The sequence below is a fragment of the Thalassobacter sp. genome (assembly GCF_982993085.1).
Genome location: NZ_CEZFMW010000047.1, coordinates 1 through 25,589, shown reverse-complemented (window position 1 = coordinate 25,589; position 25,589 = coordinate 1). Strand labels below are relative to the sequence as shown.

The 25,589-nt window shown below is 57.8% G+C and carries 29 protein-coding genes; 24 read left to right on the top strand and 5 right to left on the bottom strand.

Annotated elements, in window-relative coordinates:
* Positions 1 to 1,247, top strand: a 1,247-nt coding sequence (gene tig / locus AC4GMC_RS09225; protein WP_488082211.1) for a trigger factor, incomplete at its 5' end; no start/stop codon positions are given.
* 672 nt (positions 1,248 to 1,919) lie between these two features.
* Here tig and rplI read toward each other — a convergent pair.
* The 3 genes from rplI to rpsF are packed head-to-tail and all read right to left on the bottom strand — an operon-like array spanning position 1,920 to position 3,160.
* Positions 1,920 to 2,546 carry a 50S ribosomal protein L9 gene (gene rplI / locus AC4GMC_RS09220; protein ID WP_487878933.1) on the bottom strand — a complete coding sequence of 209 codons (627 nt, stop codon included), beginning with the start codon at positions 2,544 to 2,546 and terminating at the stop codon, positions 1,920 to 1,922.
* A 10-nt stretch (positions 2,547 to 2,556) separates the two neighbouring features.
* Positions 2,557 to 2,784 carry a 30S ribosomal protein S18 gene (rpsR, locus tag AC4GMC_RS09215; protein WP_038002566.1) on the bottom strand — a complete coding sequence of 76 codons (228 nt, stop codon included), beginning with the start codon at positions 2,782 to 2,784 and terminating at the stop codon, positions 2,557 to 2,559.
* 13 nt (positions 2,785 to 2,797) lie between these two features.
* Positions 2,798 to 3,160 carry a 30S ribosomal protein S6 gene (gene rpsF, locus AC4GMC_RS09210; protein WP_038002567.1) on the bottom strand — a complete coding sequence of 121 codons (363 nt, stop codon included), beginning with the start codon at positions 3,158 to 3,160 and terminating at the stop codon, positions 2,798 to 2,800.
* 275 nt (positions 3,161 to 3,435) lie between these two features.
* Here rpsF and AC4GMC_RS09205 point away from each other — a divergent pair, with 275 nt between their 5' ends.
* Positions 3,436 to 4,008, top strand: coding sequence for a YceI family protein (locus tag AC4GMC_RS09205; RefSeq protein ID WP_487878380.1), 573 nt, complete (start codon positions 3,436 to 3,438; stop codon positions 4,006 to 4,008).
* A 97-nt stretch (positions 4,009 to 4,105) separates the two neighbouring features.
* Here AC4GMC_RS09205 and AC4GMC_RS09200 read toward each other — a convergent pair whose 3' ends face one another.
* Together AC4GMC_RS09200 and AC4GMC_RS09195 are read right to left on the bottom strand one after the other, a co-directional pair.
* Complete coding sequence (locus AC4GMC_RS09200; RefSeq protein WP_487878379.1) at positions 4,106 to 4,765, bottom strand: VPLPA-CTERM sorting domain-containing protein; 660 nt, start codon at positions 4,763 to 4,765, stop codon at positions 4,106 to 4,108.
* 255 nt (positions 4,766 to 5,020) lie between these two features.
* Positions 5,021 to 6,238 carry a cytochrome b/b6 domain-containing protein gene (locus AC4GMC_RS09195; protein WP_487878378.1) on the bottom strand — a complete coding sequence of 406 codons (1,218 nt, stop codon included), beginning with the start codon at positions 6,236 to 6,238 and terminating at the stop codon, positions 5,021 to 5,023.
* Positions 6,239 to 6,436: 198 nt separating this feature from the next.
* Between AC4GMC_RS09195 and fabD the strand changes: the two genes are divergently transcribed.
* From fabD to AC4GMC_RS09085, 22 genes are all read left to right on the top strand, one after another.
* Positions 6,437 to 7,372: an ACP S-malonyltransferase gene (gene fabD / locus AC4GMC_RS09190; protein ID WP_487878519.1), complete on the top strand. Its 936-nt coding sequence runs from the start codon at positions 6,437 to 6,439 to the stop codon at positions 7,370 to 7,372.
* A 65-nt stretch (positions 7,373 to 7,437) separates the two neighbouring features.
* The gene (gene fabG / locus AC4GMC_RS09185) at positions 7,438 to 8,175 is read left to right on the top strand and encodes a 3-oxoacyl-ACP reductase FabG (protein ID WP_487878518.1); all 738 of its coding nucleotides are present in this window, start codon (positions 7,438 to 7,440) and stop codon (positions 8,173 to 8,175) included.
* Between the two features lie 217 nt (positions 8,176 to 8,392).
* Positions 8,393 to 8,626 (top strand): acyl carrier protein, encoded by a 234-nt coding sequence (locus AC4GMC_RS09180; RefSeq protein ID WP_038002579.1) that lies wholly within the window; start codon positions 8,393 to 8,395, stop codon positions 8,624 to 8,626.
* A 199-nt stretch (positions 8,627 to 8,825) separates the two neighbouring features.
* Complete coding sequence (fabF, locus tag AC4GMC_RS09175; protein WP_487878517.1) at positions 8,826 to 10,082, top strand: beta-ketoacyl-ACP synthase II; 1,257 nt, start codon at positions 8,826 to 8,828, stop codon at positions 10,080 to 10,082.
* A 24-nt stretch (positions 10,083 to 10,106) separates the two neighbouring features.
* A complete protein-coding gene (gene mltG, locus AC4GMC_RS09170; RefSeq protein WP_487878934.1) occupies positions 10,107 to 11,267 on the top strand; it encodes an endolytic transglycosylase MltG in 1,161 nt (386 codons plus the stop codon).
* Between the two features lie 168 nt (positions 11,268 to 11,435).
* A complete protein-coding gene (locus AC4GMC_RS09165) occupies positions 11,436 to 11,786 on the top strand; it encodes a hypothetical protein (protein WP_487878636.1) in 351 nt (116 codons plus the stop codon).
* Positions 11,713 to 13,056 carry a DNA-packaging protein gene (locus tag AC4GMC_RS09160; protein ID WP_487878637.1) on the top strand — a complete coding sequence of 448 codons (1,344 nt, stop codon included), beginning with the start codon at positions 11,713 to 11,715 and terminating at the stop codon, positions 13,054 to 13,056. Before AC4GMC_RS09165 ends, AC4GMC_RS09160 begins: the two co-directional genes overlap by 74 nt.
* A 72-nt stretch (positions 13,057 to 13,128) precedes the next feature.
* Positions 13,129 to 14,316 carry a phage portal protein gene (locus AC4GMC_RS09155; RefSeq protein WP_487878635.1) on the top strand — a complete coding sequence of 396 codons (1,188 nt, stop codon included), beginning with the start codon at positions 13,129 to 13,131 and terminating at the stop codon, positions 14,314 to 14,316.
* The gene (locus AC4GMC_RS09150) at positions 14,309 to 14,554 is read left to right on the top strand and encodes a GTA head formation protein, RCAP_rcc01685 family (RefSeq protein WP_038003775.1); all 246 of its coding nucleotides are present in this window, start codon (positions 14,309 to 14,311) and stop codon (positions 14,552 to 14,554) included. The genes AC4GMC_RS09155 and AC4GMC_RS09150 overlap by 8 nt, the downstream gene beginning before the upstream one ends.
* Positions 14,555 to 14,557: 3 nt before the next feature.
* A complete protein-coding gene (locus AC4GMC_RS09145) occupies positions 14,558 to 15,112 on the top strand; it encodes an HK97 family phage prohead protease (protein ID WP_487876867.1) in 555 nt (184 codons plus the stop codon).
* 57 nt (positions 15,113 to 15,169) lie between these two features.
* Complete coding sequence (locus AC4GMC_RS09140) at positions 15,170 to 16,372, top strand: phage major capsid protein (RefSeq protein ID WP_487876866.1); 1,203 nt, start codon at positions 15,170 to 15,172, stop codon at positions 16,370 to 16,372.
* A 161-nt stretch (positions 16,373 to 16,533) separates the two neighbouring features.
* Complete coding sequence (locus tag AC4GMC_RS09135) at positions 16,534 to 17,130, top strand: head-tail connector protein (RefSeq protein WP_487876865.1); 597 nt, start codon at positions 16,534 to 16,536, stop codon at positions 17,128 to 17,130.
* Positions 17,124 to 17,468 (top strand): head-tail adaptor protein, encoded by a 345-nt coding sequence (locus tag AC4GMC_RS09130; protein WP_269081250.1) that lies wholly within the window; start codon positions 17,124 to 17,126, stop codon positions 17,466 to 17,468. Before AC4GMC_RS09135 ends, AC4GMC_RS09130 begins: the two co-directional genes overlap by 7 nt.
* Positions 17,465 to 17,878 (top strand): DUF3168 domain-containing protein, encoded by a 414-nt coding sequence (locus AC4GMC_RS09125; protein WP_487876864.1) that lies wholly within the window; start codon positions 17,465 to 17,467, stop codon positions 17,876 to 17,878. Before AC4GMC_RS09130 ends, AC4GMC_RS09125 begins: the two co-directional genes overlap by 4 nt.
* Before the next feature lie 18 nt (positions 17,879 to 17,896).
* The gene (locus AC4GMC_RS09120; protein ID WP_487876863.1) at positions 17,897 to 18,310 is read left to right on the top strand and encodes a phage major tail protein, TP901-1 family; all 414 of its coding nucleotides are present in this window, start codon (positions 17,897 to 17,899) and stop codon (positions 18,308 to 18,310) included.
* Entirely contained in the window at positions 18,310 to 18,654 is a 345-nt protein-coding gene (locus AC4GMC_RS09115; RefSeq protein ID WP_487876862.1) for a gene transfer agent family protein, read from the top strand. The genes AC4GMC_RS09120 and AC4GMC_RS09115 overlap by 1 nt, the downstream gene beginning before the upstream one ends.
* Positions 18,651 to 18,866 carry a rcc01693 family protein gene (locus tag AC4GMC_RS09110; protein ID WP_487876861.1) on the top strand — a complete coding sequence of 72 codons (216 nt, stop codon included), beginning with the start codon at positions 18,651 to 18,653 and terminating at the stop codon, positions 18,864 to 18,866. Before AC4GMC_RS09115 ends, AC4GMC_RS09110 begins: the two co-directional genes overlap by 4 nt.
* On the top strand, positions 18,859 to 19,524 hold the full coding sequence (locus AC4GMC_RS09105; protein WP_487876860.1) for a phage tail tape measure protein: 666 nt from the start codon (positions 18,859 to 18,861) through the stop codon (positions 19,522 to 19,524). Before AC4GMC_RS09110 ends, AC4GMC_RS09105 begins: the two co-directional genes overlap by 8 nt.
* A 9-nt stretch (positions 19,525 to 19,533) precedes the next feature.
* The gene (locus AC4GMC_RS09100) at positions 19,534 to 20,166 is read left to right on the top strand and encodes a phage distal tail protein, Rcc01695 family (protein ID WP_487876859.1); all 633 of its coding nucleotides are present in this window, start codon (positions 19,534 to 19,536) and stop codon (positions 20,164 to 20,166) included.
* On the top strand, positions 20,163 to 21,023 hold the full coding sequence (locus AC4GMC_RS09095) for a DUF2163 domain-containing protein (protein WP_487876858.1): 861 nt from the start codon (positions 20,163 to 20,165) through the stop codon (positions 21,021 to 21,023). The genes AC4GMC_RS09100 and AC4GMC_RS09095 overlap by 4 nt, the downstream gene beginning before the upstream one ends.
* Positions 21,020 to 21,475 (top strand): NlpC/P60 family protein, encoded by a 456-nt coding sequence (locus tag AC4GMC_RS09090; protein ID WP_487876857.1) that lies wholly within the window; start codon positions 21,020 to 21,022, stop codon positions 21,473 to 21,475. The genes AC4GMC_RS09095 and AC4GMC_RS09090 overlap by 4 nt, the downstream gene beginning before the upstream one ends.
* Positions 21,476 to 21,487: 12 nt before the next feature.
* On the top strand, positions 21,488 to 25,405 hold the full coding sequence (locus AC4GMC_RS09085; protein ID WP_487876856.1) for a baseplate multidomain protein megatron: 3,918 nt from the start codon (positions 21,488 to 21,490) through the stop codon (positions 25,403 to 25,405).
* The last annotated feature ends 184 nt before the right edge of the window (positions 25,406 to 25,589 follow it).

Below are 25,589 nucleotides of genomic sequence, written 5' to 3'. Positions count from 1 at the left end.
AGGTGAACGAAAAGCTCGTTGAAGCTCAGCCTGAAATCGAGATGAAGGGCTTCCGTAAGGGCAAAGTCCCGATGGCGCTTTTGAAAAAGCAGTTTGGCCAGCGTCTGTTGGGCGAAGCCATGCAAGAAACCATCGATGGCGCGATGTCCAAGCATTTTGAGGACTCTGGCGACCGTCCCGCGATGCAGCCCGAAGTTAAAATGACGAACGAAGACTGGAAAGAAGGCGACGACGTTGAAGTGTCGCTTTCCTACGAAGCGCTGCCCACGATCCCCGAGGTCGACTTCTCACCCGTTTCGATCGAAAAGCTGGTTGTGAAGCCTGCGGATGCCGACATCCAAGACGCTCTCGACAACCTTGCAAAGTCCGCACAAAACTTTGAAGCCAAAGACGGCAAATCCGAAGATGGCGATCAGGTTGTGATCGATTTCCTCGGCAAAGTTGACGGCGAAGCCTTCGAAGGTGGTGCCGCTGAGGATTACCCCCTCGTGCTCGGTTCTAACTCCTTCATCCCCGGCTTCGAAGAGCAGCTGGTCGGTGCCGCCGCCGGTGACGCTGTCGAAGTGAACGTCAAGTTCCCTGATGAGTACGGCGCAGAGCACCTTGCTGGCAAAGATGCCGTGTTTGAGTGCACCGTCAAAGAAGTCAAAGCGCCCGCAACCGCTGAGCTGAACGATGAGCTGGCGCAGCAATTCGGTGCTGAAAGCCTCGATGCGCTCAAAGAGCAAATCGTGGATCGTCTCGGCCAAGAATACGCCGGTGCTGCACGTGCCGTGCTCAAGCGCGGGCTGCTGGATCAACTGGATGATCTCGTGAGCTTTGAGCTGCCCCCCATGTTGGTCAGCGCCGAAGCCGGTCAGATTGCGCACCAGTTGTGGCACGAAGAAAACCCCGAGGTTCAAGGCCACGATCACCCCGAGATCGAGCCCACCGAAGAGCACAACAAACTGGCAGAGCGTCGCGTGCGTTTGGGCCTTCTGCTCGCGGAACTGGGTCAAAAGAACGAGATCGAAGTTTCCGACTCCGAGATGACCCAAGCGATCATGAACCAAGCACGCCAGTACCCTGGTCAAGAGCGTGAATTCTTTGAGTTCATTCAGAAAAATGCTCAAGCTCAGCAGCAGCTGCGCGCGCCACTGTTCGAAGACAAAGTTGTCGACTACATCCTCGAACTGGCTACAGTAACTGAAAAAGAAGTCACGAAAGACGAGCTGCAAGCAGCAGTTGAAGCTCTCGAAGACGAGTAAGCTGTCGGTCAAAGTATCGTGTGAAAGCCGCCCCTTGGGGCGGCTTTTTCATTTGGATCAATTGTTTATACGATCCAAAATTCCCTAAGCCGTTCGCTTTCTAACGATCCGCGCCGCGATTCTAATATCCGTTTCGCTTGGATCTAGGCACGCAGAAAGCGTCCCCGCAGCAAGGCTAACGTCAGCCGCTTGGCAAAAAGAATGTGGTGCCCTTAACCATCCACACCCCAGGAAACTGGCCACCAAAACCAAAAACGATAGCTTAATCGCCAGTCTCAACGCCACTACTAGAGCCTGCGGAACGCTCATCGCAGAGTGTCCGGCGATTGCTATGGCGCTGCTGCTGCGGAGGCACCTGCTTCAATCATTGCCAGATGTCTAGTTTACGGGTGTTCTAGGAACAAAAATCAAACTCGTGGCCAGTGTCGCTGGCGGTGGCCAAGGCGTGCCCGCATCACGAGGCCGTTTGTCCTACAACGTAGCGTGTTAAAGCGCTGTGCGTCCAAGAGGGGTGATGGAGGTGATTTCGAGTGCATCGGGCATAACGCTGTCACAACAGTATTACCGCTGACACGAACCATCCCGGCGAAACAAATCATAGATCAAATGAAAAAGAGCCGCCCGGTTAGGAGCGGCTCTTTAAGAGCATAAGCTTTAGGCGACCAAGTTGCCTTATGCCTCGTCGCTTGCGTCCGACTCGGGCGTGGCAACGATGTTGTCAGCCATATCGTCGTCGTCTGCGGCGGCGGAGCCCAGATCGTCAAACAGCTCAGCGATCTCGAACTCTGCTGCAGCTTCTTCTTCTGCGGCCAGTTCTTGGATCGATTTGCCAGACGCTTGCAGTTCAGCTTCTTCGGTGCTGCGCGCAACGTTCATGACGATTTCGCACGACACTTCGGGGTGCAGAACCACTGTCATTGGGTGCAGGCCAAGGTCTTTGACCGGGCGTTGCAGAACGACTTGGTTACGACCAACGGTGAAGCCAGCCTCGGTTGCAGCTTCGGCCGCATCACGTGTGGTGACCGAACCGTACAAAGCACCAGAGTCCGAAGCGGAACGAATCACGATGAACTGCTGTCCACCCAGGCGCTCAGCCATAGCTGCGGCTTCTTTTTTGGTTTCGAGGTTCTGCGCTTCGAGCTGGGCTTTGCGCGCCTCAAAGCCAGCGATGTTGGCTTCGGTTGCGTTTTGCGCCTTGCCCTGGGGCAGAAGGTAGTTGCGGGCGTAGCCGGGTTTGACGTCAACAACGTCGCCCATTTGACCGAGCTTGGCCACGCGTTCCAGAAGGATAACTTGCATGTCTGTCTCCTTACTTCACAGCGTAGGGCAGCAGCGCGAGGAAGCGAGCGCGTTTGATGGCACGGGCCAGCTCACGTTGCTTCTTGGCGGAGACTGCGGTGATGCGAGCCGGTACGATTTTGCCACGCTCAGAGATGTAGCGTTGCAGAAGGCGGGTGTCTTTGTAGTCAATCGCGGGCGCGTTGTCGCCGGAAAACGGGCAGACCTTGCGACGGCGGAAAAATGGTTTTGCAGCCATGGTTTAGGTCTCCTTAGTTGCGGCGTTCACGGCGTTCGCCGCGGTCGCGTTCGTCACGTTTTTGCATCTGCACGGAAGGAAGCTCTTTGTGCTCATCCACTTTGATGGTGAGTACGCGCATCACGTCGTCATGCAGGCGCATCAGGCGTTCCATCTCCTGCACGGCGGGAGCCGGTGCATCGGAGCGCAGGAAGGCGTAGTGACCCTTGCGGTTTTTGTTGATTTTGTAGGCCATCGTTTTGACGCCCCAGTACTCGAAATCGACGAGTGCGCCGCCGTTATCGGCCAGTACTGTTCCGAAGTGTTCAATCAGCCCTTCGGCTTGCGCGTTGGACAGGTCCTGCCGCGCGATCATCACGTGCTCGTAGAGCGCCATGGTGTCTCCAGTCATGTTACGCGTGTTTCAAAGACCGAACCTTTTCCCGCCGCTCGGTCACGAGAGGCCACGCAGGTCAATATGGTGGCGGGATGGGGCCGTATAGGCCGTGGGGGCATTCAAGGCAAGGGCGCAATTGTGCGCGGTACATGCCCTTGATCACGATAATTTGCACAAGCGCACAGGGTCTGTGGGGTGAAGGTAAATTGCCATTTGGCCGAGATAGGCGATGTTAGGGTTAATGAACGACCACACATCCAAAACAAGGACCTGATATGAAACATACCCTTTTGACCGCCGCCGCCCTGATGGCTTTTGCAGCTCCCACTTTCGCCGCTGAAACCTATACATTGGACAGCTCGCACAGCCAGATCATCTTTAGCTATGATCACCTTGGCTTTTCCACGACGTATGGCATGTTCTCTGGCTTTGCTGGTGAAATCCAGTTTGATGCCGAAAACCCCGCCGCATCCTCTGTGTCCGTTTCCATGCCCGTGATGTCGATGTTCACCGGTTGGGAAAAGCGCGACGCACACTTTATGTCGGCTGACTTCTTTGAGGCCTCTGCCGATGAAATGGTATCCTTCACCTCGACAGGTATCGAAGTGACCGGCGACAACACAGCGCTGATCACCGGCGATCTGACGCTGAACGGTGTGACGCAATCCGTCGTGCTGGATGCAAAGATGAACAAAGCCGACATGCATCCGATGGCGCAAAAGCCTTGGTTGGGTTTTGATGCGACGACGACTCTGATCCGCTCCGACTACGGCGTGGGCAACTTTGCACCATTCGTGGGCGACGAAGTGAACGTCATCATTTCGATCGAGGCACAAGCCGAAGGCTAAGCCCAACGGTTCTGGCCTCGTGGCCCGAGCGCAAAATGAAAAATGGCGGGCCCCATGCGAAGGGCCCGCCATTTTTGTTAGAGGAATAGTGTAACGATCAGGCGGCGTCGGTCCGACGGCGCGCAACCCCCATTAGGCCCAAGCCGGACAGCAGCAGCAACGCGCTGGCGGGCAGGGGCACAACGGCGGTTTGGCCGGAAACAAGGTCTTGTGACGTTGTTGATGCAAAGAAGCTGAGCGAGGCTGTGCCCGTATCGGTGCCCAGATTGTCCAGCAAGCCCTGTGCCGCTGTCACGACAGTCGCGTTGTCGGAGGCCATAAAGTTCCCAGAATTGAGGGAATACACCGTGTCGGTTTCATAGACGATTTCCCAGATCGCCACCTGAAAGGCGGCGGCGGTGATTGCGTCTGTCTGCGCTGTGTCGCGCCCGAGCGTGAACAACCGGTTCAGGTCGGCCTCTTCGGCGTCGTTGACCTGTGTGGGGCGGCCCGGCGTGTAGGCGGCCGTTTTGATCGTGTCGAACAGGTCGATGCACCACGCGATAAAGCTGTTGGTGCCGTCGGACATGTTGAACCCGCCAGCGGACAGGTTGTTGAACGATTGGCCCTCGGCGCTGGCGACAATATCGACCTTTTGCGCCGGTGAAATGTTGAGGCCGTTGTACGTGAGGGTGGATGCGGATGCGCCCGATGTCAGCGCGCCCAACGTGATGGCGGATGCAATAAAGCCGCCCATAAGAGTGGATTTTGTGCTCATGCTTTTAGTCCTAATAAATGGTGCCTGACGGCGGCGCTCGGTAAAGAAATAACTGGTTAACGAAATGCACTTTTAGGCTAGCAGCAAAATGTTAACACGAGCGAGAAAAAAATGGCGCCTTTGGGGCGATTCTACGGCGCATGAGGGCGCGGGCCATTTTAAGTCATTGAATATATTTGATATGTAATGGGAAATCCGCCGGATATTCGCTGTTTGCAATCTGGCAATGGTGGTGAATTTTCCGGCGGATTGTCTTTAGTTCGCGGTTGCTGCCGCGGTATTACGGCTGGCCGTCAGCGATATGGCCACGTCTACCGCAAAGCCGACAGAAGTCTCATCGGGATAGGCGGTTTCGCCCATGCCAAAGCTGAGGCGGCTGAGTTGTGTGGTGGCTTCGACGGTAGCGATGCCGTCTTGCAGGTCCAGCGTAAAGGGCAGCATCGCGGGCATTGTGACGCCCCGGATCGTAACGGTACCATCGGCCAGATACGCGCCATCTGTCACCGTGATCGGGGCCGAGAACGTTGCGGTGGCAAAGTCGCTCGCGTTGAAAAACTCAGCCCCGAGGGCTTGGCTGGTCACACTGCCCAAGGTCAGCGATGGGACCGAGATGGTGACATCCACTTGGCCCGCTGTGCCGTCGGTGACAGTTTCATCAAAGGTGATGGCGGCGGTCCAATCGGCGAATTGACCGGTCACGGGGGCGCCTAATTGTGTGACGGTAATCGCGAGCGTGCCGTCCGTCACCTGCCAGTCGGAGGCGACGGCCTCAAGCTGTGGGGTGGCGGGGCCCTCGTGCTGGCCAAACATGCCCAGACCGGCCCCCACCAATAGCGCCAGACCATAGGCCGCAAAGGCCGCAATTGCCGGGCTGGCGGTTGTGGTGTGATCATAAAGCGGAACCTTGGGCGCGGCACCGGGCAACATACGGGCCAGCGTTGCGTCACGGTCGATCCACGCGTGTTTTAGCGCGCCCGCGATGTGCAGCCCGAGTGAGATGATCAGCACCCGTTCGAATATGATGTGCAGGCTGGCGAATGTGTGCGCTAGGTCCACGTTCTTTGGCACGAACGGCAGGTTTTGCCCGAACGGCCACCAAATCGGGGCGAAGCCTACGGTGGCGGCGTGGTGGATCCACCCGGTCAATGGCACCACCACGAGAGAAGCATAAAGCGCCCAGTGCACCGTTTCGGCGGCAAATGTCTCAAGCTTGCGGTCAGGATGCAGGGGGCCGGGTTTGGCTTGGGTCAGGGCCCATGTGATCCGGGCGAGGGCCACGAAAAACAGCGTCAGCCCCACGGTTTTGTGGATGGAAAACAGCGTCGCCTTGATCGCCAGCGCGTCCGAGGTATCAAACGACCAGCGCTGCGCGATGATCCCCAGCGGAATGACCGTGAGGATCAGAAGGGCCGTGAGCCAGTGAAAGGTCTTTGCCACGCTTCCGTAGTGTTGGCGGGTGTTTGCGGCGGGCATGGGGATCTCCGGTTGAGGTGGCTCTACATTAACGCACCTGAGTAAAAGCAACAGTCGCACCAGCGCACAGACCCTGTGTGTGGGGTGGGCTATGGTGCGCACGCGAGCGGGGGTGTTGTGGGGCGCGCATCGAAACGCTAGGGAGAAGCAACGCGCCGCCAAAGGCGCAAAACGGGCAAGACCGCAGAGGAGACCCCTATGAGCAGAGCTTTCGTTTTTCCCGGGCAGGGTGCGCAGACCATTGGAATGGGGCGCGATCTGGCCGAAGCCTATCCGGCGGCGCGGGCCGTGTTTGATGAAGTGGATGAGGCGCTGGGTGAAAAGCTGTCTGACCTGATCTGGGAAGGCGATATTGCCGAGCTGACGCTGACCCGCAACGCACAGCCCGCACTCATGGCGACCTCGCTGGCTGCGCTGCGCGCGCTAGAGGCCGAGGGCGTCGTTTTGGAGGATCATGCGGCTTATGTCGCCGGGCATTCTTTGGGTGAATATAGTGCGCTCACAGCGGCAGGTGCCCTGAGCGTGGCGGATGCGGCCCGGTTGTTGCGCCTGCGCGGTAGCGCGATGCAAGAGGCCGTGCCCGTGGGCGTTGGCGCCATGGCGGCCCTGTTGGGTATGGATTTTGGAACTGCATCCGGGATCGCCGCTGAGGCCGCAGAAGGCGAAGTATGTCAGGCTGCGAACGACAATGACCCGTCACAGGTGGTGATTTCGGGCCATACGGCAGCGGTTGAGCGCGCGGTTGAACTGGCCAAGGCACGCGGTGCAAAACGCGCCATGCTGCTGCCTGTATCCGCGCCGTTTCACTGTGCCTTGATGGGCCCCGCCGCAGAGGCCATGGCCGAGGCTCTGTCGCACGTAGACCTTAGCGACCCAGCGGTGCCATTGGTGGCGAACGTGACCGCGAATGGTGTGAAGGATGCGACGACGATCCGCGCCTTGCTGGTGGATCAGGTCACTGGGGCGGTTCGTTGGCGCGAAGGGGTCATGTGGATGGCTGCCCATGGTGTCACCGAAGTGTGGGAAATCGGAGCGGGCAAAGCATTGTCGGGAATGATCAAGCGGATCGACCGCAGTGTCGCGACCCATGCTGTGGGCACCGCCGATCAGGCGCGCACCGTCGCACAAGGATAAAGCTGGCGCGGTTGGCGGGCCCGTTTGGGTGGCCCGCGCGTGTTGAGCGAATAAAGGAGACAAAGATGTTTGATTTAACAGGTAAATGTGCCCTCGTGACGGGGGCTTCGGGTGGCATTGGCGCGGAAATCGCGCGCACGCTGCATGCTGCCGGTGCTACGGTGGCTCTTTCGGGCACGCGTGAGGCACCGCTTGAGGCGTTGGCAGCTGAGCTGGGAGAGCGCGCGCATGTCACGCCCTGCAACCTGAGCGATCTGTCGGCGGTGGACGCTTTGCCAAAGGCTGCGGCGGCTGCGATGGGGGCTGTGGATATCCTTGTGAATAATGCGGGGATTACGCGGGATAACTTGTTCATGCGGATGTCTGACGACGAATGGCAGTCCGTTATTGACGTAAATCTGACAGCCGCGTTCAAGCTGTCGAAGGGCGTGATGCGCGGCATGATGAAGGCGCGTTGGGGCCGGATCGTAAATATCTCATCTATTGTGGGGGCCACGGGTAACCCAGGCCAAGGCAACTACGCCGCCTCGAAGGCGGGTTTGATCGGGATGTCGAAGTCGCTGGCCTATGAGGTTGCGTCACGCGGGATCACGGTGAACGCGGTCGCGCCCGGGTTTATTGCCACGGCGATGACCGACAAGCTGACCGACGAGCAAAAAGACAAGATCAATGTGCAAATTCCCGCCGGTCGCATGGGCACGCCCGAAGAAATCGCGGCGGCCACACTGTATCTGGCGAGCCCCGAGGCAGGCTATGTTACGGGGGCCACGCTGCACGTGAATGGCGGCATGGCGATGCTTTGATCCAAGCCGCACCGTGATGGCGTCCGTGCCCGGACAAATCGCTGGGCGCGGAATCGTTTGCGTTGGGTAAACGATGTGCTATAGGCGGCGCACAATTGCGGGGAGGGGACCCTTTCGCCGCTTTCGGGCGTATTGGCCAAAGAGCCGCGTACCGGGCCTGTGCATGGGGCTCAACACATGTAAAACGGGCAGGCGCCCCCATAAGTGAGGAAAAGATATGAGCGACATCGCTGATCGCGTGCGTAAAATTGTGGTGGAACACCTGGGTGTGGAAGAAGACAAGGTCGTAGAAAACGCCTCCTTCATCGACGATCTGGGCGCTGACAGCCTCGACACCGTAGAACTGGTGATGGCATTTGAAGAAGAATTCGGCATCGAGATCCCTGACGATGCAGCTGAGTCGATCCAAAGCTTCGGCGATGCCGTCGCTTTCGTGACCAAAGCCAGCTAAGCGATTTCGCCTTATTTGGCGGTGAACGGCGCTCCGATTGGGGCGCCGTTTTTGTTTGTGCGGTCGGGATGAGTATTTGGCGAACAAAGGAGCCGGTATGTCTTTGGGCTGCTTTGTGCGGATGGCCGCAGTTGGTGCCCTTGAGGGTGCGCGCGGGGCGGTGTAGGTAGGCGCTCAAACGACCTATGAGGGGGCAGACATGCGGCGAGTTGTTGTGACCGGCTTGGGGATGGTAACCCCATTGGCGTGCGGTGTCGAAGAGACATGGGCGCGGATCCTTGCGGGGAAATCCGGCGCGGGCACCATTGAGCGGTTTGACGCCAGCCATTTGGCGACGACCTATGCCTGCGAAATTCCCCTTGGTGACGGCTCGGACGGGACATTCAACCCTGACGATTGGATGGCTCCGAAAGAGCGGCGCAAGGTTGATGATTTTATCCTGTACGGCATGGCAGCGGCAACGCAGGCCGTAGCAGACAGTGGCTATGTACCCGCCGATGAGGACGCCAAATGCCGGGCTGGTGTGATGATTGGTTCGGGCATTGGTGGGTTGTCATCCATCGCAGAGACGGCCGTTTTGTTGAAAGAGCGCGGGCCGCGCCGGGTTTCGCCATTTTTTATTCCGTCCGCGCTGATCAATCTGGTGTCTGGTCAGGTGTCGATCAAGTTTGGCTTTAAGGGGCCGAACCACGCGGTTGTGACGGCGTGTTCCACAGGGGCCCATGCGATTGGTGACGCCGCGCGATTGATCGCGCTGGATGATGCCGACGTGATGGTTGCGGGTGGTGCAGAAAGCCCGATCTCTGAGATCGGTATCGCGGGTTTCAACGCTTGCAAAGCACTCTCGACGAAGCGGGGCGATAACCCGCAGGCGGCGTCGCGCCCCTATGATGCGGACCGGGATGGGTTTGTCATGGGCGAAGGTGCCGGCGTCGTCGTGCTAGAAGAATATGAGCACGCCAAGGCGCGTGGTGCGAAGATTTACGCCGAAGTATTGGGCTATGGCCTGTCGGGTGATGCCTATCACATCACCGCACCCTCAGAGGATGGTGAGGGCGGCGAGCGGTCCATGGCAGCAGCGATCAAGCGTGCAGGCCTGACGCCTGCTGATATCGATTACATCAACGCGCATGGCACCTCGACAATGGCCGATACGATCGAATTGGGCGCGGTTGAGCGGCTGATGGGATCGGCCGCAGAGAAGGCTACTATGTCGTCGACGAAATCTGCTGTGGGCCATTTGTTGGGCGCTGCGGGGGCGGTTGAGGCGATTTTCTCGATCCTTGCGATCCGTGATCAGGTGGCGCCACCGACGCTGAACCTTGAAAACCCAGCCGTGAACCCCAAACTGAGCCTTGCGCCCATGGAAGCGGAGCCGCGGGAGATTAGCGTGGCTTTGTCGAACTCCTTTGGCTTTGGCGGCACCAACGCCAGCCTCGTTTTGGGCAAAGTATAACGCCAACGCCAGCGGGGCCTGCCCATGTGGAACCATATTGCCGCCAATGCGATCACGGTGTTGATCGTCGGGATTGTTGCGTTGGCGGGGCTGATTGGTTGGGGCCAGAACACGTATGTGTCTGAGGGGCCGCTGGATGAGGCGATCTTTTTCGAGGTTCCGCGCGGGGCGTCATTGACGGCCGTCAGTGAGAGCCTTGAGGACGCGGGCGCGATTGAGAGCGGCATCATATTCCGATTGGCTGCACGGTATAATCAGCGTGACGGTGATCTGAAGTTCGGCAACTACGAAATCCCGGCTCGGGCCACGATGCCACAGATCATGGATATCGTGACGGCGGGCGGGCCTTCGACGTTCCGGTATACCTCTACTTTTATCATTCGGGCCCAAGGGGCCGAAACCCGCGTGCGCGAGCGTGTGCCGGGGCAGGCGGATTTGTCTGATGTCGCAACCTTTGCTGCGGGTGAACCGCTGCCGGAGGTCTATGCCGCCTTGGTCGAGCAGAATGTGCCGATGATCTACCGTGTCTCAATCGCGGAGGGGCTGACCTCTTGGGAGATCGTTGAGGGTTTGAAGTCCGCGCATTTCTTGAGTGGTGAGGTGTATGTTGTGCCCGAGGAGGGGCGGCTTGCGCCGGACACCTACGAAGTGGTTCGCGGCACGGCGCGCGCGGATGTGTTGGCGCAAATGGCAGCCTCACAGGAGCGAATTTTGGCTGCGGCTTGGGACAACCGTCAGGACGATATCCCTGTGTCATCACCGGAGGAGGCGTTGATCCTTGCCTCGATCATCGAAAAGGAAACCTCCGTGCCGGATGAACGGCGATTGGTGGCGTCGGTCTTTACCAATCGTTTGCGGCAGGGAATGCGGCTTCAGACGGACCCGACGGTGATTTACGGGATTACTAAGGGCGAGGGGAGCCTTGGGCGGGGTTTGCGTCGGTCCGAACTGCGTGCGGCGACACCCTATAATACCTATGTGATCCCGGCACTGCCGCCCACGCCAATTGCGAATCCCGGTCGTGCGGCGATTGAGGCCGCAGTGAACCCCGATGAAAGCCCGTACATCTTTTTCGTGGCGGATGGCACCGGTGGTCACGCCTTTTCTGTCACATTAGCTGAGCATAATCAGAATGTTGCCCGCTGGCGGCAAATTGAGAGAGACCGCGCGAACGGTCAAAATTAGGCGTTCGCGGTTTTTTCCCAATTTAGGGGATTGACCGGAGCGTACGCTCAAACACATACATTGTGACATGCTGGAAGAAGTGGGTAAGGCGGCCCGGGAATGATACTCCCGAGGTCGCATTTTTCATGTCTGCTCGTGCGGGTCTATTTTTGATCTAGGAGCACAAAAATGACCTTTGACACCAATTCCGCAGCAAGAAGCGAAAAACTGGCCAATGATGCAGTTGCTGCATACGAAGTGGCCCGCGAAGTTTTCCTGGCGCGGATCAATGCCTTGAAAACTGCACCGACCCTTGAAGACGATGGGAAGGACGTGAACGCTATGCTCTCGACTATGAGCAAAGCGATTTCGACTGCTGTGGATCATACTAGGAGGATTGAAGATGACTTCTCCAAATCCAACGGAGGCATGTCCAACGGGACGTTCGACTTGGACAGCGCCCGTGCTGAGATCAGGGTCCGCCTGGCTTGCCTCCGCGCCGCGGGAAACACAGGAGACGTTCCTGGCGCAACTGACTGACCACGCACTTGCGGCTTTGCCTTGGCTCTTTGAGTTTTGGGCATTGCCGCACCAGATGCCGCCGAGTGGGGACTGGCGCAGCTGGGTGATTATGGGCGGCCGTGGCGCGGGCAAAACGCGCGCCGGATCCGAATGGGTTCGGCTAATGGTAGAAGGGTCCCGGCCGCTGGAAAGCGGCCGGGCCAAACGTGTCGCGTTGGTTGGGGAAACCTATGACCAGACGCGGGATGTGATGGTTTTCGGGGACAGCGGCATTCTTGCGTGCTGTCCGCCGGACCGCAAACCAGAGTGGCAAGCCTCTAAGCGCAAGCTGGTGTGGCCGAATGGTGCCGAGGCGCAGTGTTTTTCGGCCAGTGAGCCAGAGGCGTTGCGGGGGCCACAGTTTGATGCGGCCTGGGTCGATGAATTGGCAAAGTGGAAGAAGGCGCAGGACACTTGGGACATGCTGCAATTTTGTCTGCGTTTGGGTAACGACCCGAAGTGTGTGGTGACTACGACACCGCGCAACGTTGACGTTTTGAAGGATTTGTTGGCGCGAGAGAGCACGGTTCAGACCCATGCTCCGACCCATGCCAACCGGGCGTATCTGGCGGATAGTTTCTTGGCTGAGGTCGAGAGCCGCTATGAGGGGTCCCGGCTGGGGCGCCAAGAATTGAATGGTGAGTTGCTGGAGGACGTGCAGGGCGCGTTCTGGACGTCTCATATGTTGGGGGCGTGTCGGGTGAAAGAAATGCCCGAGGTGGACCGCGTGATTGTTGCGGTCGATCCGCCGGTTACGGGGCACGCGGGATCGGATGAATGTGGGATCGTCGTGATTGGCGTGACCCATCAAGGGCCGCGCGCGGCTTGGCGGGCCTATGTCATCGAGGATGCGTCTGTTGCGGCCTCTAGTCCATTGGAATGGGCGCAGGCAGCGGTGGCGGCGATGAAGCGCCACAACGGTGATTGTTTGGTCGCGGAAGTGAACCAGGGGGGCGACATGGTTAAACAGATCGTGCGCCAGGTGGATCCGATGATCCGCTACCAGGCGGTGCGCGCCACCAAGGGCAAGAGCGCCCGAGCGGAGCCGATTGCCGCGTTGTATGAGCAGGGACGCGTGCATCACTGCGGGCAGTTTTCTGAGTTAGAGGACCAGATGGTCCAGATGACGTTGCAGGGTTACGCCGGCAAGGGCAGCCCGGACCGCGTTGACGCGCTGGTTTGGGCCTTGTTCGAGGGGATGATCGCACCGACCACGCCGGGCGGAGCGGCCGCGATCCGGACTTTGTAGGTCGGCGTTATCGAACCTTCTTTTTGGGGCCCTTTGGGGCCCTTTTTTATTCGGCCAAGGACGGAGACAGCTATGTTCGACTTTTTAAAGCGGGAGGGCGGGGCTGAGGCACGCGTGAACGCACCTGAACAAAAGGCCTCCGCGACGGGCAAGGTTGCGGCGTTGGCGGGGGGCGGTGTTCGGACGGCATGGAGTGCACGCGATACCGGTAGTTTGACGCGGGTTGGGTTTACCACGAACCCAGTAGGATTTCGCGCAGTGAAGTTGATTGCTGAGGCTGCGGCAGCCGTGCCGTTGGTTCTAGAGGATGGGGCGACCCGGTTTTCGGAACATCCGGTGCTGGGGCTTGTGCGGCGGCCCAACGGTGTGCAGGGGCAGGCCGAGTTGTTGGAAGCCTTGTATGGCCAGTTCTTGCTGAGCGGGAATGGTTATGTCGAAGCGGTTGGCGATTTTGGAGTTCCGCTTGAGTTGCATGTTTTGCGGTCGGACCGGATGTCGGTTGTACCGGGGAGCGACGGCTGGCCCGTTGCCTATGACTATAAGGTCGGTGCGAAGGCGCATCGGTTCACTGTGGGTGAGGTTTCGCCGGTGTGTCACATCAAAGCGTTTCATCCCCAAGACGACCACTACGGGCTATCGCCGATGACGGCGGCTGCAAGTGCGGTGGATGTGCATAACGCGGCATCGAAATGGTCAAAGGGACTGTTGGACAATGCAGCGCGGCCTTCAGGGGCGATTGTTTACAATGGTTCTGAGGCGGGTATGTCGATGTCGGCAGATCAATTCGATCGTCTTTCGGCCGAGATGGAAGCGCACCATCAAGGCGCGCGCAATGCGGGCCGGCCTATGCTGTTGGAAGGCGGGTTAGATTGGAAACCGATGGGTTTTTCCCCTTCCGACATGGAGTTTCAACAAACCAAAGAGGCCGCCGCGCGAGAGATCGCGATGGCCTTTGGTGTGCCGCCCATGATGCTGGGCATCCCCGGTGATGCGACTTACGCCAACTACCAAGAGGCGAACCGCGCCTTTTATCGGCTGACCGTGTTGCCGTTAGTGAGCAAAGTGACAGCGGCACTTGGGTATTGGTTAGGCCTGCATGCGGATGAACGGCTGTTCTTGAAGCCGGATCTGGATCAGGTCCCGGCCTTGTCCGTTGAGCGCGAGGCCCAGTGGCGCCGTGTAGCGGATGCGGATTTTCTGTCGCCCTCAGAAAAGCGCGCGATGCTGGGGTTGCCCCCCTTGGTGGATGGTCATGAGTGATCGCAAACCCGGAGTAGGTGGATCACGTTTTTTATATGACCCTTTTGACGTTGCTAACGCCCGCATCGATGCCAACGAGCGTGTGATGGAACAGCGATGGGAGGGGTTGGAATTTCGGCTCAAGGGTATCGAAGCCGCGATAGAGCGGATGGAAAAGCGCCTTTGGTTGGCCGTTTTTGGTGTTGTGAGCGTGATCCTCGCCAAAGGCATTTCTGAACTAATTCAGATTGGAGTGTAAGGCATGACGCCAGACTATGGATTGGAAACAAAGTTCGCCCGACTTGGGGAGGCCGTTGAAGTCACGGATGGCACCCGGATTGAGGGCTACGCCTCATACTTCGGCGCATGTGATCAGGGCGGGGACATTGTGCAAAGTGGGGCGTATGGCGCGTCGCTACAGGCGCTATCTGCTGAGGGTCGTTCCGTGAAGATGTTGTGGCAGCATGATCCCGCACAGCCCATTGGCATTTGGGATGAGGTTCATGAGGACGAAAAGGGTCTTTATGTAAAGGGCCGCCTGCTTTTGGACGTCGCTAAGGGCCGAGAGGCTGCGGCGCTGATTGAAGCAGGTGCAATTGACGGTTTGTCGATTGGGTATCGTACGCAAAAGGCCTCAAAGAATGACAAAGGTCAGCGGCTTTTGAACGAACTGGAGCTTTGGGAGGTGTCATTGGTGACCTTTCCGATGCTTCCTACGGCACGGGTGAGCGCGAAGTCGGATGAGGCTGAAGCGTATCTTTTCCGTGATATGGCGCGGGCGTTGGAAATGGCGCGTGTGCAGCTGACGACCGGGTAGCCGCATCAGGCGAAACTGTCAGCAAGACCTCTATCAACTCTATCGAAGGACAAGACCATGACCACGCAATCGATGCGTGGGTCAGGCAGCGCAAGTGCGTCTGCCGGGACCCAAGCTGCCCGGGAAGTCACCGAAGCCCTTTCGGGCTTTGTTACTGACTTCAAAGGCTTTCAAGATCAGATCACCACACGGATGCAACAACAGGAAGAACGCATTGCCATGCTGAGCACCAAAACCATGACCCATCGCCGTCCCGCACTTGAAGGCGCCCAAGCGACTGACGCGCCGCACCAAAAGGCACTGGATGCCTATCTGCGGTGTGGTGACGATGAGGGGCTTCGCAACCTGACGCTTGAGGGTAAAGCGATGAACACGGCTGTTGCCGCTGAGGGCGGTTTTCTGGTCGATCCGCAGACAGCTGAGACCATTCAGTCGGTTCTGTTGTCATCAGCGTCTATTCGGACGATCGCCAACGTCGTGAATGTTGAGGCGACGTCCTTCGACGTGCTGGTCGATCACACAGAGGTGGGTGCAGGCTGGGCGACCGAGACCGCAGCAGTCAGTGAGGGCGCCACGCCTACGTTAGAGCGGATATCCATTCCGCTGCATGAATTATCGGCCTTGCCAAAAGCATCCCAGCGGTTGCTGGACGATAGTGCGTTTGACATCGAAGGATGGCTGGCGGGCCGTATCGCGGACAAGTTCGCCCGCGCAGAGGCATCTGCTTTTATCAACGGGGATGGTGTGGACAAGCCAACCGGGTTTTTGACGCATCCGACCGTGGACAACGAAATCTGGGAGTGGAGCAACATTGGCTATGTGCCCACGGGCCAAGATGGTGATTTCGCGGGGACAAATGCGGTCGATGCTATTGTGGACCTCGTCTATGCGCTGGGCGCGCGGTACCGGGCAAACGCGACGTTTGTCATGAACTCTAAAACCGCAGGTGCCGTGCGCAAGATGAAGGATGCAGATGGCCGTTTCCTGTGGTCAGATGGTTTGGCCGCTGGTGAGCCCGCGCGTTTGATGGGCTATCCAGTGCTGATCGCAGAAGACATGCCCGACATTGCGTCGGACGCGAATGCGATTGCATTTGGTGACTTCACATCCGGCTACACAATTGCAGAGCGGCCCGATTTGCGTGTGTTGCGCGATCCGTTCTCGGCCAAGCCGCATGTGCTGTTCTATGCCACGAAACGCGTCGGCGGTGATGTATCGGATTTTGCCGCCATTAAGCTTCTGAAATTCGCGGCTTCCTAAGCCCGAAACCTATCCTCCGTGGTTTTTTCTTTCCACGGAGGTGGGCGCGCGACCAAATCATCCTCGGCGCTATCCAGCCGATTTGATCCGTCCGAGCGGCGTCGAGGCCGCGCGCCCCCTTTTTTCTAATCACAAAGCTGAATGCAAGGAGCGACATCGATATGATGATGGTGGAGTTAAATACCGTACCAAGCGAGGCCCTTCCGATTGCGGATTTCGCAGCGCACCTGCGTCTTGCTGAGGGGTTTGATACGTTGCCGGGTCAAATGCGCCTTTTGGAGGGATGTTTGACGGCGGCAATTGCCGCACTTGAGGCCCGTTTGGGTAAGTATTTTTTGAATCGTCAGTTCATTGTTCGGACCCAGAAATGGACAGCCTCGGATCGGTTGCAATTTCCTGCGGCACCCGTGACCGAAGTTGAGCGGATCAAGCTGGTGCATTCGGGTGCTGATGAAGTGATCGTTGATCCGAATTCCTACGCGCTTCAACAGGATGCGCATCGGCCAGAATTGGTTTCGCGCGTCGGGGCTTTGCCTTCATTGAGTATCAACTCAAGTGCCGAGATTTCGGTTCGAGCAGGTTTTGCGACGGAGTGGTCGAGTGTTCCGGCTGCGTTGCGCCAGGCTGTTATGATGCTTGCCGAAGACTTTTTTGAGCGCGATTCAAGTGTGGAGGGGAGCAATACCTTGCCATGCTCGGTCTGTATCTTGGTTGAGCCGTTTCGTGACATCCGCTTGCGGGGGCGGCCGGGATGTTGAAGCGCCAAGTCAATCTGGATCGCCGGTTGGTGCTGGAGGAGGCGAGTTCGGTTTCCGATGGCGCGGGCGGCAATACGGAAGTCTGGTCTGCGCTGGGCGTGCATTGGGCGCAGGTTGATGCGCGCACCGGATCGGGTCGGGCGCGAGAGTTTCTGACGCGCAGCCGGTTGGGGCTGAAGATCACCGTTCGCTATGCCCCGCAAGACAGCACGACGCGCCCCAAGCCGGGGCAGAGATTTGTGGAAGGTACACGCATCTATGCCATTGATGCTGTGCATGAAACCGGTCCGCGTGGCGGGTACTTGATGTGCTTTGCCGAAGAGGAGGTGACGACGTGAGCTATGGTTTGAGCGCCGCGTTGCAAACCGCCCTTTTCTCGGCCCTTGAGGCGGATACAGAGCTGACATCAATGGTCGGTACGGCCGTCTTTGACACCATGCCGACCGGTACAACGCCCGAAATGTTTGTCGCCTTGGGGCCAGAGGATGTGGTTGAGCAAGCCGATGGGACCAGCCCCGGTGCAAATCATGATTTGCAGGTCACGGTTGTCACGACTGGTGCGGGTTTTTTGGGTGCTAAGCAAGTAGCTGGACGGGTTTCGGACATCTTGACCACTGAAGACTTGAGCCTGAGCCGGGGAAACCTGGTGCAGTTGCGGTTTCGAAAGGCGAAGGCCCGGCGCGATACAACCGACGGATCGCGCCGAATTGATATGTGGTTTCGCGCCCGCGTGACCGACGACATCTAAGTCAAAAGGAGGTGCGCAATGAGCGTGCAAAAAGGAAAAGATCTGCTGGTGAAAGTCGATTTGGATGGAGCCGGTGTATTTCAGACGTTGGCCGGTTTGCGGGCCACCCGGTTAACTTTCAATTCGGATACGATTGATGTCACCTCGTTGGACAGTGAAGGCGGCTGGCGTGAATTACTGACCGGCGGTGGCGTGAAGTCAGCTGCTGTATCAGGCTCGGGTGTGTTTCGGGATGATGCGAGCGATGCGCGCGCGCGTCAGTTGTTTTTCGACGGTGAAATGCCTGCGTTTCAGGTAATAATTCCCGATTTTGGCGTTGTTGAGGGAACGTTTCAGCTGACGTCACTGGAATATGCCGGAACGCTGAATGGCGAAGCGACTTATGAAGTTTCGCTCGCTTCGGCGGGCGCGTTGACCTTTGCGCCCGCTTGATGCGTGGAAAGGAGCGTCCAACCGCGAACCCTTGGGCCGGCGAAGTGGGGTTGATGCTGAATGGGCGACCATTGACGCTAAAACTCACGCTTGGCGTGTTGGCCGACCTTGAGGCGCATATGGAGACCGAGACTTTGGTAGACTTGGTCGAGCGGTTTGAGACCGGACGTTTTTCAACTGTTGATGTGGTTGAGTTGCTTTTTGCGGGCCTTCGGGGCGGGGGATGGCAAGGTAGTCGGGATACGCTTTTGCAGGGTGACATTGGGGGTGGACCGGTAGAGGCCACGCGCGTTGCCGCGCTTCTTCTTGGGCGAGCGTTCTCTATCGAAGGGCTGAGTGGATGAGTGCATTTGACTGGAACGGTCTTTTGCGTGTCGGGCTGACGCAACTTGGCCTGCGACCGGCAGAGTTTTGGAACCTTACGCCGGTCGAGTTGGCTTTGTTGCTGGGTCACCCAGGGGCTGAGGCTGCGATGTCGCGCAGTGCGCTTGATGCGCTTTTGATGAAGTACCCGGACGCGGCGCAATCTGATAAAAAGGACATGTCTGATGGATGATCTGAATGAGGACATCGGCACCTTGAAGGAGATGCTGGAGTCGCTGCAAACCGAAGCCTCTGGTGCGCAAACGGTGGTCTCTAACTTCACCCGCGAGCTTGGTTCGTTACGCGGTGAAATGACCTATACCGACAAGGAGGTCAAAAGCCTGTCTCGGAGCTTTGGCTCCGGGTTGCGGTCTGCATTTGACGGATTGGTCTTTGACGGCATGAAGCTGTCGGACGCTTTGGAAAGTATCAGTAAGTCGATGGTCAACTCGGCCTACTCGGCCGCGATTAAGCCGGTTCAGAACGCGGTTGGTGGTGCCTTAGCCTCAGGGCTGAATTCGATCGGTTCGAATTTAAGCCTCTTTGCGGATGGCGGCGCGTTTACGCAAGGACGCGCGTCCTCGATTGGGGGGGGGATTGCGTCGCAGCCGACATCCTTTCCTATGCGAGGCGGAATGGGAATGCTGGGGGAGGCTGGCCCCGAAGCGATTATGCCCTTGAGCCGTGGACCAGACGGCAAGCTGGGTGTGCGGACCGAAGGCGGTAGCGCAAAGCCAGTGACGGTCGTCATGAACATTAGCACCCCCGATGCGCAAAGCTTCCGGCGATCACAAAGCCAGGTCGCGGCCGAGATGAGCCGCGCCTTGGGCCGTGGACAGCGCAACAGGTAGGAGGCAGAGATGTCATTTCACGAAGTACGGTTTCCCGCTGCGGTGAGCTTTGGCTCATCCGGCGGGCCTGAACGCTTGACTGAGGTCATTACGTTGGCCAACGGTCACGAAGAGCGTAACGCGCCATGGAAACATTCGCGCCGGCGCTATGACGCCGGAGTTGGTGTTAGGTCGCTTGACGACATTGAGGAGTTGATCTCGTTTTTTGAGGCCCGATCTGGTCGGCTATATGGGTTTCGTTGGAAGGATTGGTCGGACTATAAGTCGTGTCTTCCCAGTCAAGAGCCGACGTTTCGCGATCAGATCATTGGGATCGGAGACGGAGAAACGGTTCTGTTTGAGTTGTCGAAGACCTATCAGTCGGGATCGCACAGCTACATCCGGCGGGTGCAAAAGCCGGTTTCTGGATCGGTTCGGGTCGGGGTTCAAGGCAGCGAGATTTCAGAGACTACAGAGTTTTCCTTGGATCTTGATACGGGGGTCGTGACGTTTGTTGATCCACCCGCAGTTGCTGCAGAGATTACCGCGGGCTTTGAATTTGATGTACCGGTTCGGTTTGATACGGACCGTATCTATACGTCCTTGGCGAGCTTTCAGGCCGGTGAAATTCCGGATGTGCCCGTGGTGGAGTTGCGCCTATGAGTACAAGTGCGCAGCAGGCGACAACGCTTTGCAATATTTGGATTATTCGACGTACTGATGGTACGGTTCTTGGGTTTACGAACCACGATGACGATATCACCCATGAGGGTGTGACGTGCCAAGCCGCGTCTGGGTTGATGGGTGCTGCGTTGCAGACATCGACAGGTTTGTCGGTGGATAACACCGAGGCCTTGGGCGCGTTGCAATCGACTGTGATCTGTCCTGAGGACATCATCAACGGCCGCTATGACAGTGCCGAGGTTGATGTTCTTTTGTACGATTGGAAGGCCGGTCAGGTGGTATCTGAGCAGTTCAAGGCGATGATCGGCGAGGTTCAAGTCAAGGACGGCAGTTTTGTCGCGGAATTGCGGGGCAAGTCTGATTTGCTGAACCAGCCTTTGGGTCGTGTTTATCAACCGTCGTGTGATGCGGCATTGGGCGATGCGCGCTGTGGTGTTGATCTGACTTCACCTGAATACCGGACGGACGTGACAGTCGTGAGCGTCAAAGATCAACGGTATGTGCGTGTTGCTGGTTTGGATGCATATCCAGAGGCATGGTTTGAGCGTGGGACCGTTGAGATCATGGAGGACGGTGCGCCTATGGGGGCGACGGTCATTAAGTCCGACAAGATATCTGAGGCGGGGCGCGACATTGAGCTATGGTTTACGCCCAATGTTGTGATCGAGCCGGGGCGTGTTTTGCGTGTGACGACGGGGTGCAACCGACTTGCAAGCACTTGCGCCGTTAAGTTCGACAATATCCTGAACTTTCGCGGTTTCCCAACAATCCCCGGTGAGGATTGGGCGATGAGTTATCCCTCTAGCCGTCTGACGATGGATGGGGGCCAGTTGTGACAGGTGCCACGGTGATAGGTGACAAAGTCGTTGCATCCGCACGCACTTGGATTGGTACGCCCTATCAACATCAGATGTCGTGCAAGGGTGCGGGCAGTGATTGCCTTGGGCTTGTGCGTGGTGTTTGGCGCGATGTGGTTGGGGCGGAGCCGGTTCCGATCCCGGCCTACACTTATGATTGGTCCGAGGTTTCTAAGGCTGAAGTGCTTTGGAATTCTGCGCGTCAAGTTCTGCAGGATGTCGATGCCGAGACGCCTTTGACATCAGGTCAGGTCCTACTGTTTCGTATGCGTAAAACGGCGGTAGCCAAACACCTTGGCATCCTTGTGACAGTTGAGCCAACGCCACGATTTATCCATGCCTATGCACGTCACGGGGTCGTCGAGACCAGTTTGTCCGCCCCGTGGCAACGTGCGCTGACGGCGCGCTTTACCTTCCCCCCTCACGCCTAGGAATTTTTCATTATGGCCACTCTCGTACTTGGCGCCATCGGCGCATCAATTGGCGGCAGCATCGGGGGCTCAGTTCTAGGGATGAGTGCCGCTGTCGTAGGGCGGGCGGCGGGTTCGACCCTTGGTCGGGTTATTGATCAAAAGATCATGGGCTCTGGATCGGATGTGGTGGAGTACGGTCGTATCGACCGGTTTCGGATCAACGGGGCCACAGAGGGTGCAGCTGTTTCGCGAGTTGCTGGGGCCTATCGTATCCCGGGGCAGGTCATTTGGTCATCGCAGTTCAATGAAGAAAAGAGCACATCAGGTGGGGGTGGTAAGGGTGCACCGAGCCAGCCTGCTTCCACCACTTATGAGTATTTCGTGAGCCTTGCCGTTTCGGTGTGCGAAGGGCAGATCAGTCGGATTGGGCGTATTTGGGCGGACGGGACTGAAATCCAGGCTAAGGATTTTACCTTTCGGGTCTATACGGGCGCCGAAGATCAACTGCCGGACAGTGCTATTGAAGCGATTGAGGGTGTTGATCAGACGCCCGCGTATCGGGGCATGGCCTATGTTGTGTTTGATCGGCTGCCGTTGAAGCCCTTTGGCAACCGTGTGCCGCAGTTTTCCTTTGAAGTGATCCGTGCTGTTGATCCCCAGAATCCAGAGTTGACGCCGGCGCCTGCGCGGATTGTGCCGGGTGTGGCACTAATTCCGGGGACGGGCGAATACAGTCTTGCGACGACGCCAGTGCATGTGGACGAAGGGCTCGGTCGTGTCACGTCCCTTAACATGAATACGCCCTCCGGAGAGAGCGATTTTGATGCGTCTTTGCGGGCCGCTGAGGGGGAGATGCCTGCGCTTGAATCCATTTTGCTGATCAGCAGTTGGTTTGGCAGCGATCTGCGCTGCAATTCGTGCACGATTAAGCCCAAAGTGGATCAGAATACAGGTGACCCAAAGGAGATGCCTTGGCGAGTTGCGGGGTTGGACCGTTTTTCCGCAGAGATATTGTCGAAAGTTGATGGCAAAAGCGTGTATGGGGGCACCCCCACGGACCAGTCAGTGATTGAGGCTTTGGTGTCTATTCGGGAACGCGGCAAGAGAGCGGTGTTTTACCCGTTTATCCTGATGGAAGTCTTGGATGGGAATACGCTGACCGATCCGTACAGCGGTTTGGAAAGCCAGCCATCGTTCCCGTGGCGGGGGCGCATTACGACAGAACTGGCGCCGGGCGTTGATGGATCAACTGATGGCACTGCTGCGGCAGCCGCGGAGGTTGATGCGTTTTTCGGTACGGTAAACGCTGGTGACTTTGGTGTGGCAAACGGTGCTGTGTCGTACACGGGGCCAGCGGATGACTGGGCTTACAATCGGTTCATCCTTCACAATGCCGCGATTTGTGCCGCCGCGGGCGGTGTTGATGCCTTTTGCATCGGGTCTGAGATGCGGGCGTTGACGCAGATCCGTGGGGATAACAATAGCTTCCCAGCGGTTGCACGCATGGTGGAATTGCTGGGCCAAGTCCGCACGCTTTTGCCAGATGCAAAGCTGGGCTACGCTGCTGATTGGTCCGAGTACTTTGGATATCAAAGCCCGGAGGGAGATGTGTTCTTCCACCTTGATCCTTTGTGGGCGGACGAGAACCTCGACTTCATCGGAATGGACAACTACATGCCGCTGTCTGATTGGCGGGATGGGGATGACCATTTGGATGCATCCTACGGCTCTATTTATAATGAAGACTACCTGATGGCTAACGTCGCTGGGGGGGAGGGCTATGATTGGTTCTATCCCGATCAGGCTGCTCGGGACGCGCAGGAGAGAGCACCTATCACTGACGGTGCCTTTGATGAGCCTTGGGTTTACCGCTATAAAGATATCAAAAGCTGGTGGAGCCTTGCGCACCATGAACGCGTAGGGAGTGTAAGGTCAGCATCCCCGACAGCGTGGGTGCCACAGTCCAAGCCGATCTGGTTCACGGAATTTGGATGTGCTGCGATCGACAAGGGCACCAATCAGCCGAACAAATTCATTGATGCTAAGTCCTCGGAAAGTGCATTGCCGCATTATTCCAATGGCAGACGCGATGATTTCTTGCAGATGCGTTATATCCAAGCGACGCTGCGCTATTGGTCCGATCCTGCGCACAATCCAACCTCTGACATATATGGTGACGCGATGATTGATATGTCACGCGCCCATGTGTGGGCGTATGATGCGCGTCCTTGGCCGGAGTTTCCCAATAACACATCGCTTTGGTCCGACGGGGATAACTATAAGCGCGGGCATTGGTTGAATGGTCGTCTGAGTGCGCAACCTCTTGCGTTGGTTGTGGCGGAGCTGTGTGAGCGCGCAGGCTATGTGGACTATGACGTCTCTCGGGTAGAGGGGCTGGTTCAAGGCTTTGAAATTAGGGATGTTCAGTCCACCCGTTCCAGCCTGCAGCCTTTGTTGATGGCGTATGGTTTGGACGTGACCGAAGTCTCGGGGACGCTTGTCTTTACGATGCGTAAGAACGCGCGGCTTGTAGATATCGATCCTGAGGGGTTTGTCGATCAGGGCGATGGGCAAGAGGTGTTGAAACGCGAAACAGCGCCATCAACGGATGTAGCGGGTAAGGTAATGGTCGACTTCGTTGAGGCCGCCAGCAGCTATCAGTCCAAAACGGTTGAGGCCGCCTGGCCGCAAGATCGGACGGCGACAGTATCCCAAACTGAGTTGCCATTGGTATTAAGTGTAGGTGAAGGGCATGCTGTCGCGGAACGGTGGCAAGCTCAGTCGCGAGTTTCGCGCGATACGGTTGCCTTTGCGTTGCCGCCCTCTCGTAATGATATCCTACCGGGTGACCTCGTCCGGTTCGACGCGGGCGCCGGTGTACCCGAAGTTTTTCGTGTGGACCGGATCGATGATCAGGGCATGAAGCAGGTAGAGGCCATTCGGACAGAGGTCAGCACATATGACCCTGCCGAAATCTTGGACGTTGTGCCAAAACAGCGGCCTACGTTTACTGTTGTGCCTGTCTATGCGCAGTTCATGGATTTGCCGATAGCAGCCACGATGGATGAGGCCCCAGGGCCGCATGTTGCGGTGAATGCCGTGCCTTGGCGTGGCGATGTTGCTGTGTTTGGTTCGATGCAGCAGTCTGACTATGCGTTGAAGGGGGTCGTGAGTGCGCCATCCGTTGTGGGTACGACGCTTAACGTTCTGGAGCCTGCTCGGGCGGGCATCTGGGATCGTGGGCCAGCGCTGCGCGTAGAGGTGTCTGGCGGCGATTTGTCGAGCGCTGAGCGTCTGTCTGTGTTGAACGGTGCCAACGTTATGGCCATTGGCGATGGAAGCATCGACGAGTGGGAGCTTTTCCAATTTCAGAATGCGGTTTTGATCGGGCCGAACACCTATGAGATATCGCTGCGCCTTCGGGGGCAGAATGGAACCGAGGGCTTGGCCGCGCGAGCTTGGCCAGAGGGCAGTACGGTGGTTCTTCTTGGGCGGGACCTGACCAAGTTGCCGATGGACGCAGCACAGCGGGATTTGACCATTCATTACCTGGTTGGGCCGGCCAACCGCCCATACGATGACAGTACATATTCGCAACAGGTTTTGCCCACTAAGGGGGTTGCGCTTAGACCCTACCGCCCTGCGCATCTAGTCGCTGAAACGATGGCCGATGGGGGGCTGACAGTTCGCTGGATACGGCGTGCGCGAGTGGACGGGGATACCTGGGCCGGTCTTGATGTACCGGTGTCCGAGGCGCGTGAGGCGTATCAGGTGTCTTTCATGCGTGACGACGTCACGCTGGGCACGTTTGAGAGCATGACCTCAACACTTTCGATCCCTGCATCCGATGTTGCGGCTATGGCGCTGGGCGCGGGTGACGAGGTGCATGTGGTGCAACTGTCTGATCGGTTTGGGCTTGGCTCACCGGCGGTTCTTTTGCTGCCCTAGAGCGGAACGTCCCTTTTCTCAAAATCCTAGCTATGTTACGCCCCGCGCGCGCTTGATCTGGCGCGCGCGGGGCCGCACTGCTATGGTCACCGCAATACCGCTGAACCTCTGGAGGTCCCATGGCATTGCAAGAAAAACCCCTTCGCTCCATTGATCCGATCTGGGACCGCATCTGCGAAGAAGC